General features: G+C 35.7%; 11 protein-coding genes. All 11 read right to left on the bottom strand.

Annotation, left to right across the window (positions count from 1 at the left end):
* Positions 1-12 precede the first annotated feature (12 nt).
* Positions 13-471 carry an SsrA-binding protein SmpB gene (gene smpB / locus AC07SW_RS04185; protein WP_034571289.1) on the bottom strand — a complete coding sequence of 153 codons (459 nt, stop codon included), beginning with the start codon at positions 469-471 and terminating at the stop codon, positions 13-15.
* Positions 472-506: 35 nt separating this feature from the next.
* Complete coding sequence (gene rnr / locus AC07SW_RS04180; RefSeq protein WP_135022473.1) at positions 507-2,921, bottom strand: ribonuclease R; 2,415 nt, start codon at positions 2,919-2,921, stop codon at positions 507-509.
* A gap of 5 nt (positions 2,922-2,926) precedes the next feature.
* Positions 2,927-3,682, bottom strand: coding sequence for an alpha/beta hydrolase (locus tag AC07SW_RS04175; protein ID WP_034571295.1), 756 nt, complete (start codon positions 3,680-3,682; stop codon positions 2,927-2,929).
* A 149-nt stretch (positions 3,683-3,831) separates the two neighbouring features.
* The gene (gene secG, locus AC07SW_RS04170; protein WP_034571298.1) at positions 3,832-4,068 is read right to left on the bottom strand and encodes a preprotein translocase subunit SecG; all 237 of its coding nucleotides are present in this window, start codon (positions 4,066-4,068) and stop codon (positions 3,832-3,834) included.
* Positions 4,069-4,171: 103 nt separating this feature from the next.
* The gene (locus tag AC07SW_RS04165) at positions 4,172-5,857 is read right to left on the bottom strand and encodes a peptide ABC transporter substrate-binding protein (protein WP_119907653.1); all 1,686 of its coding nucleotides are present in this window, start codon (positions 5,855-5,857) and stop codon (positions 4,172-4,174) included.
* 142 nt (positions 5,858-5,999) lie between these two features.
* On the bottom strand, positions 6,000-6,602 hold the full coding sequence (locus AC07SW_RS04160; RefSeq protein WP_135022471.1) for a short chain dehydrogenase: 603 nt from the start codon (positions 6,600-6,602) through the stop codon (positions 6,000-6,002).
* Between the two features lie 127 nt (positions 6,603-6,729).
* Positions 6,730-7,974, bottom strand: coding sequence for a DUF1015 domain-containing protein (locus AC07SW_RS04155; RefSeq protein WP_494632322.1), 1,245 nt, complete (start codon positions 7,972-7,974; stop codon positions 6,730-6,732).
* 15 nt (positions 7,975-7,989) lie between these two features.
* Complete coding sequence (locus AC07SW_RS04150) at positions 7,990-9,174, bottom strand: 3-phosphoglycerate dehydrogenase family protein (protein ID WP_494632321.1); 1,185 nt, start codon at positions 9,172-9,174, stop codon at positions 7,990-7,992.
* Positions 9,161-10,261, bottom strand: a complete 1,101-nt coding sequence (serC, locus tag AC07SW_RS04145; protein WP_119907650.1) for a 3-phosphoserine/phosphohydroxythreonine transaminase — start codon at positions 10,259-10,261, stop codon at positions 9,161-9,163. Before serC ends, AC07SW_RS04150 begins: the two co-directional genes overlap by 14 nt.
* Positions 10,262-10,519: 258 nt before the next feature.
* Positions 10,520-13,357, bottom strand: coding sequence for a sigma-54-dependent transcriptional regulator (locus AC07SW_RS04140; protein ID WP_119907649.1), 2,838 nt, complete (start codon positions 13,355-13,357; stop codon positions 10,520-10,522).
* Positions 13,358-13,508: 151 nt separating this feature from the next.
* Complete coding sequence (locus AC07SW_RS04135; protein WP_034571318.1) at positions 13,509-13,709, bottom strand: cold-shock protein; 201 nt, start codon at positions 13,707-13,709, stop codon at positions 13,509-13,511.
* Between the last annotated feature and the right edge of the window lie 277 nt (positions 13,710-13,986).

Below are 13,986 nucleotides of genomic sequence, written 5' to 3'. Positions count from 1 at the left end.
AATAGCATTTTTTTATTTGATTCGCATCATACGATCCGTTTCACGTTTCATGTCTTTGCGTTTTAAATCTTCACGCTTATCATAATTTTTCTTACCTTTAGCTAAACCAATCAATACTTTTGCGTATCCGTCTTTAATATAGACTTTTAAAGGAATCAATGTATTTCCGGTTGCTTTAGTTTCATTTAATAGACGCAAAATTTGTTTTTTATGCATCAATAATTTACGAACACGCAAGGGATCGTGATTAAATTGATTTCCTTGCTCGTAAGGACTGATATGCACATTGTGCAAGTATATCTCGCCATTTTGAATTTTGGCATAGCCATCTTTCAAATTGATGCGAGCTCCTCGAACGGATTTAATTTCTGTTCCTTGCAACACCATACCTGCTTCAACGGTATCTATAATCGAATAGTCATGACGCGCTTTTCTATTTTGGGCAACTAATTTGCCATCGCCTTTTGGCATATGCATTTCGCCTCCTTTGGTTCCTTAAAACAACTTTATTTTTTCTTTTTCTTTTTGGCCACAGCTGTATAAAATGGTTTTTTACCATTTTTTGCTTTCGTTTCACTTTTAGTTGAATGATTGTCATTGAAGGAAACTTTCATTTTCTTTTTCTTACCAGTTTCTTTCTTTTTATAGCCGCTATTTGTTGATGTGCGCTCTTCGATTCTTCCTCTGCGCTTACTATCACCTCGACCTCTTCCTTTAGCAGGACGATCTTTAAGGGCTGTTTTAGGGGCATTAGGATCTGGAACAATTGAAAAATCAATTTCTCTTGTTTCAACATCAGCTTTTTCAACTTTTATTTTGATTGGCTGACCAATTTTATACGTAACTCCAGTTCGCTCACCAACTAGCATTAAATGACTTTCAACAAAATTGAAATAATCTTCTTTCATATTCGACATATGAATTAAGCCTTCAATTGTATTTGGCAATTCAATAAACATTCCAAATTTTGTTACTGAACTAATCACACCTTCATAAATTTCACCGACTTTATCCGCCATGTATTCTGTTTTCTTAAGCGAATCGGTTTCACGTTCTGCATCCACTGCGCGACGTTCCATTTTCGAACTTTGCTCTGCAATGTCTGGCAATAGATTTTCCCATTTAGTCTGCTGCTCGTCCCCAATGCCATTGTCTGCATAAGAACGAATCAGGCGATGAACGATTAAATCAGGATAACGACGAATTGGGGAAGTAAAGTGCGTATAAAACTCTGCTCCTAAACCGAAATGGCCCAGTGGATCCATATCGTATTTTGCCTGTTTCATACTACGTAACAACATCGTTGAAACAACGGCTTCTTCTGGTTCACCACTCACTCCTGCTAATACTTTTTGCAATTGCTTTGGTGATACATCTTGACTCGTTCCTTTAACCACGATTCCAAAAGCCGTCACAAATTCCATAAAACGTTGCATCCGGTCTGAATCTGGCTGTTCATGGATACGGTAGATAAAAGGTACATTTAATTTGAAATAGTGCTCTGCTACCGTTTCATTTGCAGAAAGCATAAAGGATTCGATCAAACGCTCTCCAACACCACGTTCACGCATCAAAATTTCTTTTGGATGACCGTTCTCATCCACAACAATTTGAGCTTCTGGCGCTTCAAAATCAATCGCGCCACGTGCTTTACGTTTTGCGACTAAGATTTGATGAAGTTCTCCCATTAATTCAAACATTGGTACTAATTCTTCGTATTCTTTACGAATCTCAGGATCTTTCTCCATTAAAATTTGATTGACTGCAGTATACGTCATACGACGTTTTGAATGAATCACACTTGGGAAAATTTTGTGATTCACTACTTCTCCTGCCGAATTGATTTCCATTTCACAACTCATAGTCAAACGATCCTCAAAAGGATTCAGTGAACATAAGCCATTTGATAAACGGTGTGGCAACATAGGAATCACACGATCTGTTAAATACACACTTGTTGCTCGTTCAAAAGCTTCCGCATCTAATGGGCTATTTTCAGTTACGTAATAAGACACATCTGCAATATGCACGCCTAAATGATAGTTTCCGTTGGCTAACTTGCGGACTGTAACAGCATCATCTAAATCTTTTGCATCCTCGCCATCAATCGTTACAATCAATTCCTGGGTTAAATCCGTACGTCCTTTGCGGTCTTCGTCTGAAATCTGCTCAGGAACTGCATCGGCTTGTTTCAATACTTCTTCTGGAAATTCAGTTGGAATACCATGTTTATAAACAACCGTTAAAATATCTACACCTGGGTCATTTTTGTGCCCGATTGTTTTTGTTACAATTCCTTGCATACTTGTTGGAAAAGCAACGTCTGGATAATAGGTAATTTCAACTAAGACCATCGCACCATCAACAGGTTTGATACCTTTTGCTTCAATAAACACTTTATAGTTGCTTAACTTTTTATCTTGAGGCACTACGTAACCATATAAATCCGTTTCTTCAATTCCCTCTTCACTATAGGCATAAAATTCGCCTACAAATTGATGAAATTTACGCTCGATAATCGCTTCAACGGATCCTTCTGCTCCACGATCACGCCAAGGCTCTGCTACGCGACTAATGTCGATTTTTACAATATCGCCATCTAACGCAAAGTTGGTATGGCCTTGTGGAATGTAAACATCGTCATCCTCATCTTCAATTGAAACAAAACCAAAGCCTCGATCATTTGCACGAAAGATACCTTCTAATCCTGGTTTTTCTTTTGGCAACTTAAAATGACCTTTTTTATTCAACTCAACGGCCCCTTCTTGCTCCATTTTAGCTAAGGCTCCTACTAACAATTTAAAATCAGCCGCATTCGTTAGGCCTAAACTTTCACTAATATCTTTGACTGAAAAAGATTTTTTCTTACTATTTTCAAGGTAGACTAAAATCGTGTCCTTGATTGTTTTTTTATTTTCCATTTAATTTATCCCTCATTCCAAGATAACTGGTTTAAAAAGGCTAGCACATCTTTTTCAAGTTCGTGGTGAGCCTTTCCAACCGTTATCACATGACTACTATTTTCATACCAATGAAATGTTACAGCTGCATTGGTTAAAGCTTCTTTTAGTTGATAAGCGGCGTTTGCATCAATCAATTCATCTTTACCTGCTTGAGCAATGAAGAAGGCTTCTGTAATCGTTGAAAGCTTTTGTTGGATGCTTCGCGTGAATTCTTGAATCTCTTGTAGCTGCTGTTCGACTTCTTTTTGAATCGTAGGCAATTTTACATTGATTTCATCAGCTGATTCTCCAGCAATTTTTTTTACCGTTTTAACATAATTTAAAAATGATTTTAAAACCAGTGAATAGTCTCCCATAAATATTGGCGAGCAAAGAGTTCCACCACCAAGAACCCGTTCTTCTTCTATGGCTTTCGTTGCAAAAATACCACCTAGCGACAACCCCATAACGGCAATTTCTTGATAGCCTTTTTCGCGTAAAAAAGCGAGGGCTTTCTTAGTATCTTCCCACCAATCCAGAGGTGTTGCTGCTAAAATATCTTCTGGATTAAGCGTTCCGTGACCTGTAAAGTGCGGTGCGTACACCGTATAATTTTCTTTTTCTAACGCTCTACCTAGCATCCGCATATCTGCTGAACTGCCTGTATAGGCGTGTAATAAGAGCACCGCTCTTGGGCCATTTTCAAAGAAAAAAGGTTTTGGCAAGACAATCTTTGGCATGAAACTTCCTCCTACTCAACTCATTCTATCTTCTATTTTACTGTATTTTTCTTTAATTGTATAAAATTATTGTTTTAAAATCGATAAATTTCTCATTTTTACTAAAAAGAAAACCACCTGTTTAAAATACAGGTGGCTCATTAATTTGTTTATTTTGCTGTTAAAAAGGCAAGTGCGATGGTAAGAACGAAAAATACAATTCCTAACACAACTGTCACACGTTGTAATACGGCTTCAAAACCGCGTGCTTTTTGTTTTCCAAATAATTGTTCAGCTCCACCAGTTAAAGCACTGGACGCGCTGTTTGTTTTAGTTGGTTGCATTGTAACGACAATAATTAACAAAACTGAAACTACTAACATAGCAATTAAAAGTGCATTATACAAATTTATTGCCCTCCCGTCTGTTCTAAACATTTCATATATCTTAACTTTAGCATAGTTTTCAGAATATTACTAGTAAAGTTCGCTATTTTTTTACACCCTGTTATTATTTCTCTGTTACGTAGGCCCATTTATAAGAATAGTTCGCTCCAACAAGGTGACTGACGATTCCTTTCACGTATGATTTTTCTAAAACAGCTCGGGAACGCTGGTAAATTGGCGCAATATTATAGTCATCTAACAGAATTTTTTCTGCTTCTTCCATATCACTCCATCTTTTGTCTAGCTGAGCTAAATCAGTTGATCCAATTGCATCAACTAACGCATCATACTCCTTGTTAGAATAACTTGTTGTATTATAACTTTTACCTGTTTGGAAAATATCTAAATACGCCATTGGATCACTATAATCCGCACTCCAACCAGATAATTGAATGTCGTAGTCTTGTTTTGAATCTAGTTCTAACCGAACTTTAAATGGAACATTTTTTAAGCTAACTTTAAGTCCAGTTAAGTTTGACTCCCATTGACCTTGCATAAATTCAGAAGATTTTTTAGCGCTGTCTGTATCACCAGAAAGTAACTCTATTGTTAACGTCTCTACTCCTAGTTCTTTTAAGCCTTTTTTCCAAGCCGCTTGTGCTTCTTTTTTATTAAACGTTTGAAGATCACCGCTGGATTTTCTAAAATCAATTTTCCCATCTGGTGATTTTACTAAACCGGCTGGTATTAATCCATTCGCTACAATAGAATCATTTTGTAAAACGGTATCCACATAGGCTTTTTTATCGTAAGACAAAGCCAATGCTTTTCGAATATTTTGATTAGCTAATGGTGTTTTATTTCCAGCTTTTTCTTGATTGAATTGAAAATAAAAAACAGAAGATTCTGGAATAGATTTTAGATTAGGATCTTCCTGATAGTTAGCTAAATAGTCTCCATCAATCGTAGTGATATCTGTAGCATCACTATCAAATAAATTAATCCGAGCTGAATTTTCTTTGACAACATCGACATTAATTGTATCTAATTTAACAGTCTCCTTATCCCAATACATTTGATTTTTTTGATAGACCCACGTTAAACCCGTTCCATCCCATTTTGTTAAAGTAAAAGGACCATTATAAATCATAGATTCACTTGTTGTTGAATACCGATTTCCTTTTTCAGCAACGTATTTTTGATTTTGTGGAAAAAAAGTTGGCGTTGTTAATAATCCTTTAAAATAAGGAACATTCGCAACTAACTGGATTTCTAACGTTTGATCATCTAACGCTTTAACACCGAGTTCATCAATCGATTTTTCGCCTTTTTGAATTTCGATTGCATTTGCTAAAACGCCCTCAAATAAGTAAGCAAATGCCGCTCCTGAAGCTGGATCAACTGTTTTTTTCCAAGCATAAACAAAATCATTAGCTGTAACTGGATCGCCATTAGACCATTTTGCCTCTTTTTTTAGTTTGAATGTATAGGTTAACCCGTCCTTGCTAATTGTTGGCTCTGCTGAAGCCATTCCTAATTCGACTTCTCCATCTTTAGTTGCTCGATAAAGCCCTTCAAAAACATTATTCATTACAACAGAGCTCACTCCATCAACATTTAAGGCGGTATCCATCGAAGGAATTTCTGCTGTTTCAATAATGGTTAACTCCTGTTTTTTTGCTAGTGTTTCCTTTTTCACTTGTTTTGTTGACTGATTGCTGACCTCTTCTTTTTGATTCCCACCACAAGCTACTAAAATCGTCATTACTAACACTGTACTTGACACCATTCCCAGTTTTTTAACGTTCATCCAAGCACCTCTTTTTAATCTTATTTTAATCTAATTCTAATTTTAACAAAACCATTATTTAATTACAAACATTTTTTTATTATTAAAAAAAAGAAACTGACACGTTATCAAATTAATGAATGCCAGTTTCTTTTAATTTCCTTTAATAAACTTCGTAACTTTCACCAGTTTGCAAACCTCGTACACTTTTAACAAATGCATTGGCTACCTTTTCAGCACTCACTGGATTGAATCCTACAAAGAAATCTTGGTATTTATCCCAGGATTCTTTCAATACATTTGGACTAACCGTGTTGATGCGAATTCCTCTTGGCAATTCAAGCGCTGCTGATTTGGCAAAGGCTCTGACACCCCCATTGGCTAATGCAGCGGATGCCCCTTGATAAATAGGATCATCCATCATAATTCCAGTAACTAATGTAAAACTGCCTTTATCCTTAACAAAATCAGTTCCTAATAAAACAATATTTACTTGTCCTAACAGTTTATTTGTCACACTTACTAAATTGTCTTCAACTGTCATTTCTTTTAAGGGTCCAAAATGAGCAGCTCCTGCAGTCACAATCACAGCATCTATCTTGCCAGTTTTTTCAAACAACGACTGAATACTGTCTACTGAGCTGATATCTACTGGGTATTCTTTCGAATGACGACTAGCAATTAACACTTCGTAATTTTTTTCTAATTCCTTAGCTACTGCCGTACCAATTGTTCCTGTTCCACCAATAATCAAAGCTTTTTTCATCTGACAACGCCTCTTTTCTTTCAATAAAATTCTTCATTACTCAGTGTACGCCACTTTATTTTTTTGAACAACTTTTTTTACTCGTAAAAAAATAGGACTTAGACGGGAAAATCTAAGTCCTATCTTTTTAATGACTAGCTAAATCATGGATGAATAATCCACTTAACAATTTGGGTTCAAACCAAGTTGATTTAGGTGGCATAATTTTCCCACTATCCGCAACTTGAAGCAATTGCTCCATCGTCGTTGGAAACATAGCAAAGGCAACTGTAAAAGTACCGGCGTCAACTAAGCATTCTAACTCCTCTAAGCCTCGGATTCCACCAACAAAATCAATCCGCTTATCTGTTCGGATATCTTCAATTCCAAATAACGGCGTCAACACTTCGTTTTGTAAAATCGATACATCAAGACGAGCCACCTCATCCGTTGGAATTGCTTCAGGCTTCACAGTGAGTTGATACCAAACCCCTGCCAAATACATGCCTATTATTTTTTCTTTAGCTGGTTTAAAAACTTCCGTACCAACTTGACTCACGATAAATGATTTTTTCAATTCCTCTATAAAATCAGTTTTTATTGGAACATTTATCACTCGATTATAGTCTAGAATTGCTAATTGCTCCTTCGGAAATAAAACAGATAAAAAAGAATTAAATTCTGCATCGTCTTTTGCATTTGGAAATGCTTCACGACGTTTGATTCCTACTTTCACTGCAGATTCCGTACGGTGATGACCATCAGCAATATACAAAGCATCGATGTCAGTAGCAAATAGTGCTGTCAAACGAGTAATCATAGCTTCTTCGTTGATAACCCAGACCTCATGAGTTACCTGATGAAAGCTTTCAAATTTATAGATGGGAGTATGTTTTTGCTGCCAGTCGGCAATCAAATCATTTACCGTTTCATTTTCACGATACGTTAAAAAAATAGGACTGGTATTGGCATCACACGCATCAACATGGCGAATACGATCTAATTCCTTTTCTTCTCTAGTAAATTCATGTTTTTTTATTTTCCCAGCTATATAGTCATCGATAGACGTACACACCACTAATCCAGTTTGACTACGCCCGTTCATGGTTAGACGGTACAAGTAATAGTGTTCCTGCGAGTCTTGTGTCAGCCACTGCTTTGAAATAAATTCTTTTAAATTTGCTGCTGCTTTTTGATAGACGACTTCGGCATAGGGAGAGCTTTCTTTTGCCAAATCTACTTCGGCTTTATCTATGTGTAAAAAAGAATAAGGATTTTCGCTGGCCAGTACTCTTGCCTCTTCCGTGTTTAGCACATCATAAGGCAACGAAGCAATTTGTTTGGCGTAATCAGGATTCGGACGAATCCCTTTAAACGGTTTAATTTTAACCATAATTTCCTCCTAATTTCAAAAAGTGGGTTGCTGATTTTCTAATACTCTAATTTTAATAATATTTTCAACGGTTTTCAGTTTAGCTACAATTTTTTCTAATTGATCCGCTGATGTACCTTCTAAATCAATCAAAGTGTATGCATGTTCTCCCTTGCTTCGATTAATCATATTTACAATATTAATTCCATGATTAGCCAGTTCAATCGTCATCGTTCCTACCATACTCGGTACATTTAAATGAATCAAGGCTAACCGAATCGGTGCTTGAAAATCCATCTCAACCGTTGGGAAATTGACTGAACGTTTAATATTTCCAGTTTCTAAGAAGTACTTCAACGTTCTAGCAGCCATTTTTGCACAATTCACTTCAGCTTCAATGGTAGATGCTCCCAAATGAGGCAAGACTAGAACCTTCTCATTGCCGATAAACTGCTCGTCAGCAAAATCCGTAATATATTGCTTCAAATGACCATCAACTAATGCCGTCGCTACTGCTTTATTGTCTACTAATTCACCCCGAGAAAAATTCAATAAAACAGCCTCTTTTTTCATTAAAGCTAACTTCTCATGATTAATCAACTGTTTTGTTTGAGGCAACAAAGGAACATGAATGGTAATATAATCACAGGTTCTTAATACTTCCTCAATTGTTAAAGCACGCTTCACTCGACTTGAAATTGTCCATGCTGTATCCACAGAAACATAAGGATCATATCCTACCACATTCATTCCAATTCGGTAAGCATCATTAGCAACCATTGCACCAATCGCACCTAAACCGATGACACCTAATTTTTTATCTTGCAATTCAGTTCCAGCAAATCGTTTTTTCTCGCCTTCAACAATTTCCTCAATATTGCTGCCCGTTACGGTTTTCACCCAATTGGCCCCTTCTAAAATCGGTCTAGCAGCTAATAATAAATTAGCTAAAACCAGTTCTTTCACGGCATTAGCATTCTCTCCTGGCGTATTAAAGACAACTATTCCTTTTTCAGTACATGCCTCAACGGGAACATTATTGACTCCCGCTCCTGCTCTACCTATTGCAAGAACGCTATTTGGCAACTCTTCTTCCGTAATTTTATGACTGCGAATTAATAAGGCATCTGGTGTTTCGCTTTGATTTAATTGGTAATGCTCCTCATTAAATTTTTTTAAACCGGCTTTAGCAATCGCATTATAGGTTTTAATTTGAAACATGTAGCGGCGCCTCCTCTGTTTTTTTAGTAAATGTATCCATAAATTCAATTAACGCCTTGACGCCTTCAATTGGGAAGGCATTGTATAAACTTGCTCTCATTCCACCGACTGAGCGATGCCCTTTTAAGTTCACTAAACCTGCTTTTTCTGCTTCTTCAACAAATTGTTTATCGATGGCAGCATCTCCTGTTACAAAGGGAATATTTGTCAACGACCGAGACCCACGCTCTACTGGTGATGAAAACAAAGACGATTGGTCTAAGTAATCATAAAGAAGCTGCGCTTTTTTTCGGTTGATAGCTTCAATTGATTTTACTCCACCCAGTTCTTTTAGCCATTCGAACACTAATTTTGCCACATAGATCGCAAAAGTTGGAGGTGTATTGTACATTGAATTATTTTTTTCTTGAACAGAATAATCTAACATCGCCGGCAGATTGTCAACTAAACGAATCAAATCCTTTCGAATAATTACCACTGTTAAACCAGCAGGTCCAATATTTTTTTGAGCTCCTGCATAAATAAGGCCAAAATCAGATACATCATATTCACTTGAAAGAATATTGGATGACATATCCGCAATAACGGGAATTTCTATCCCTGTTGGAACTTCAAAATAAGTCGTTCCTTCTATTGTATTGTTTGTTGTAATGTGTAAATAATCATAATCAGCTGTTACTGCTGGAATAGTTGGAACTTTTTTAAATTGATCTTGCTGTGAGCTTGCAATCACATCTACTGTTAAATCAGGTATTTTAAGTGCTTCTTCGATTGCTTTTTCAGACCAAGAACCACTATTTACATACGCTACTTTTTTATTTTGCGCAAGATTCATCGGTATCATTGAAAACTGCAAGCTCGCTCCACCTTGTAAAAAGAGCACACTGTAATGATCTGGTATTGACATTAATTCACGTAAAAGACATTCAGCATCATCAATAATTGCTTGAAAAAGGGAGGATCTATGACTCAATTCCATCACGGACATGCCACTGCCAGCATAATCCAACATTTCGTCTTGAACTTTTTTTAACACAGAACTTGGTAAAACAGCCGGTCCTGCAGAAAAATTGTACACTTTCTTCATCTTATCTTCCCCTTTATCCCTTTTTACATCCTCATTATTTTCTAATCAAAAAGAATATATTTCTCATTATATCAGAAAAATACGAATAAAAAACGATAAAACGATAATTAATTACATACTTTAACAATTTAAACGGTTTTTTTAAATAAAAAAAGTAGCTATAACACGAAATACACGAATGATAAAACTATACCTTTTCTCATTTAATCAAAAAAACTACTAAATCAAAAGAATGTTTCCTTTGATTTAGCAGTCTGCTTATTTTTGTTTTTCAGTTTCAAATATTTGTAAAATATAATAATTTTCGGCTTCTGGAATGTCAATATTCAACTTGGTTTTAATCGATTGATTGGCTTTTATGACAGCATCATAATAATCAGAAGCTTGATTGTCCATCTCGTCAACCACCGCCATTGTATCATTTAAAAGCGTTCGCTCAATTGCACCCGCAATGTGCATGACCAATCCAATAATAAAGCTATTACTAAAAGTCTGATTTTTTTCCTCTGCTACAATTTGGCAATAATCCCATAGTACATCAATCACTTTATGTGGATTAATAAAAGTGAAGTAGCCTTTCATATAATCTTCGCAAAGCTCTTTCGTTAATATTGGTACCACCTGTGTTGATTCTAAAGCTAGATTGGCTCCCACCAAATCACGAATTCGATCTGCACCTCCCCCTTGAATCAATTCATCCAATGGAATAAACGGAACATCCAGTGTTGGTTTCACCACTCCAGTAGTAGCAATAATTTGATATTCTTGGGCTAAGTTTTGAATTGTCTGATCGACATCAATTAGCGATAGCGGAATCACTGTAATCGAATCATCCATCAAACTCTCTAGCGCCGCTTCGATAATTTCTTTAATTTGCTTAGCCGTTCCCTCGCCTGTTGAACAAATCGTAATAATAGCTTTAGGCTTGTTAAATTCCAATAAGTCTTTTTCTGGAAGCTCTTCTGGATCAAAATCTAAAAACGTACTATATCCTCTAAATTGTTTCAATGAGTCAAAAATACTGATCAAATCGTTATCAATTAACGATGTTTTTCTAGCCGCCTCTAGTACCACAGGAGTAGTCACCATATCAATCGTCCGCACTTGTATACCCGTTTCTTCTGTAATCCTTGGGCCAAATGTGCTAAGTGAGCCCATATCGACTAATAACATCACGCCATTTCCTTCATCAACGGCTATTACTTGATCCTTAACTAAATCAAAAGCTGTATGAGGATTCATTTCAAGTGGCATATCTACCGAATGGATATTATTTGCACTTAATAATTTTGAGACGACCTGTACCATACTTGAAGCTGTGCTTTTTCCATGGGCAGCAACGACAATTCCAACTCGACCAGCTGTATTCTCTTGTTTTAAAGATGCCAATAACATTGTCAAATACCAACACTCTACCTCGGGTACATCCATTTGATATTTTTGATAAATGTGTTCTTTAATCATCAATGCCACTTGATATTCATCTTGATACTCGACAATTAGCTCTTCCAAATTATCGTTTTTGCTAATAGGTAGATCCCCTTCTTTTGCACGTTTAATAAACGAACTTAAGTGAAGACTCATAGCATAAAGAAAATTATCTTGAAATTGGTAATTTAATTTTTTTTCGGCTAATTTTCGAATTTCTTTTGTTAAGGTAATCACCTCGTCATCCACAATATCCGTCAAATTGCTTTCTTTATTATAAGACATTTGATTTTGTTTATAGAATGATTTTAAATGTAAATTGATATCTGTCGTAATAAAATTATTAATATGCTCTTTGTCTAAGCCTTCAGCCTTCAACAGGGCAGCTTTATCTCCAATAATTTCATAGAGGTTATAAGGCAATTCATAAGCATCTTCATGATTCACAAAGATCGAATCCTTTGGCAAAATTTTAATACGTGGTTCAAGGTATTTTGAAATTTCATTTAATTCGGTACGATTTTTAGCTAAATGAACTAAGCCTTCTTTTATACTCGCTGTCAAAGCTTCCATAGTAATATGAATCTCATTACTATTATCCATGCTATTTAAAAAACCTTTCGCGCAAGCCAGTTGAATATTTGATTTTAATTGCCCAATATTTCCATAAGTGACACTACCTAAAAGGGATTTTACTGCATCTTCATCAATAATAATTTCTTTATTAATCCGTTTTGCTTCAATTGAAAGCAAGAGCTTTAATAACTGAATTTTTTCTTTGGCTGGACGTTCACTAAAAGCAGGCAATTGAATCGTAATTGGAATTCGTCTAACAAAGGTGGATAACAATGCTGATTCAGGATTTTCTGTGGTTGCGCAAACAATTCGCACATTTGAAGATACTTTTTCACCAGTATCTCCCATTTTTTGAAAAGTGCCATTATCCATAAAATAAAACAGCATTTCTTGACCTTCTGGTGGTAAGCGATGGATTTCATCAAGAAAGAGCATGTTGTTATTTGCTTTCATCAATAGACCGTCTTTAGCTTCACTTGCACCTGTAAATGCACCTTTGACATGACCAAATAAATGCGACATTAGCAATTGTGGATTTTGTGAATAGTCTGCACAGTTAAAGACAATCATAGCTTGATTTTCTTCAATAATTTTCTTATTTTGTGAGTATTGATACATAGCATTGGCAAAGAAAGTTTTCCCAGACCCCGTTGGTCCGATGATTAGACTATTTAATCCTTTAGGAGGATAAAATAATGCCGCTTTTGCTTGCTCCACTTGATTTTTCAAACTCCCCTTAGAGCCAATCATATAGTCAAATAGATCTTTATCATTAGACGATTTTGGTGTTGAAATTTGCTTTTCTTTGTTTTTAGAAAGTAAATTGGTTTCTTTATAGGATACTACTTTCTTAGTTAAGGGCTTCCATTGTTGTGTTCCTTTATCAACATAGCGAACCGGGCGCCCCTCTAGCTTTATGATGTGTCCTTCGCGAACAAGTAAATTAAGCTCTTTACTAACATTCGTCCGAACAATTTCTAACGCTTCTGATATCTCACTAGTTGTTAAGCCGCCCCCAAATTCAAGCTCTTCTTGACTGAGGTCTTCAGTGTTATCTTTTACATACTGATAAATACGATCCTTACGTTTCATTTCATCACCAGCCCCTACATTCAATTGTTCTAGTTATTATTTTAGATGAATTTTAATAAATGAGCAAGCTTTTAATGTTATTTAAAAAATTGTACAAAAAAAGAGCTTAGTAATAAATTACTAAGCTCTTTGAACAATTAAGTTTTAAAGCTTACGCTTTTTCAACGTTAGCTGCTTGAGGTCCACGGTTACCTTCTTCAACTTCGAAAGAAACTGCTTGTCCTTCTTCTAAAGTTTTGAATCCGTCTCCACCGATAGCTGAGAAATGTACGAATACATCGTCACCATTTTCGCGTTCGATAAAACCAAAACCTTTTTCTGCGTTAAACCATTTTACTGTACCTTGTTCCATAATAAAATTCCTCCTCATGCGCCGTATAGGCACTTAATTTATTCTTGCTTAACGGTATGAATCGGAATGTTCTGAAACAATTCTTTTCTTTACCTAACAAAAACACTAAAGTAAGTATAGCATGGATTTATTTATAATACAAGCGATTTTAACTACTTTTTGTAAAATAATAAAAAAAATAGTGGATTTTTTTATTTAAATGGAATTTTGATTATAATATTTAATTATGAAAGAGTATTATTTAAGAATAAAAAAAGAAAGCCTTCCTTTTACAGGA

The sequence above is a fragment of the Carnobacterium sp. GW821-FHT04C06 genome, from assembly GCF_059420345.1.
The sequence above is the reverse complement of the archived record's forward strand: the minus strand, read 5'-3'. Positions and strand labels throughout refer to the sequence as shown.

What these genes read in the sequence shown, in the direction of transcription:
- smpB (WP_034571289.1), bottom strand. Translation starts at nt 471, where the DNA reads ATGCCAAAAGGCGATGGCAAATTAGTTGCCCAAAATAGAAAAGCGCGT.
- rnr (WP_135022473.1), bottom strand. Translation starts at nt 2,921, where the DNA reads ATGGAAAATAAAAAAACAATCAAGGACACGATTTTAGTCTACCTTGAA.
- AC07SW_RS04175 (WP_034571295.1), bottom strand. Translation starts at nt 3,682, where the DNA reads ATGCCAAAGATTGTCTTGCCAAAACCTTTTTTCTTTGAAAATGGCCCA.
- AC07SW_RS04165 (WP_119907653.1), bottom strand. Translation starts at nt 5,857, where the DNA reads ATGAACGTTAAAAAACTGGGAATGGTGTCAAGTACAGTGTTAGTAATG.
- AC07SW_RS04160 (WP_135022471.1), bottom strand. Translation starts at nt 6,602, where the DNA reads ATGAAAAAAGCTTTGATTATTGGTGGAACAGGAACAATTGGTACGGCA.
- AC07SW_RS04155 (WP_494632322.1), bottom strand. Translation starts at nt 7,974, where the DNA reads ATGGTTAAAATTAAACCGTTTAAAGGGATTCGTCCGAATCCTGATTAC.
- AC07SW_RS04150 (WP_494632321.1), bottom strand. Translation starts at nt 9,174, where the DNA reads ATGTTTCAAATTAAAACCTATAATGCGATTGCTAAAGCCGGTTTAAAA.
- serC (WP_119907650.1), bottom strand. Translation starts at nt 10,261, where the DNA reads ATGAAGAAAGTGTACAATTTTTCTGCAGGACCGGCTGTTTTACCAAGT.
- AC07SW_RS04140 (WP_119907649.1), bottom strand. Translation starts at nt 13,357, where the DNA reads ATGAAACGTAAGGATCGTATTTATCAGTATGTAAAAGATAACACTGAA.
- AC07SW_RS04135 (WP_034571318.1), bottom strand. Translation starts at nt 13,709, where the DNA reads ATGGAACAAGGTACAGTAAAATGGTTTAACGCAGAAAAAGGTTTTGGT.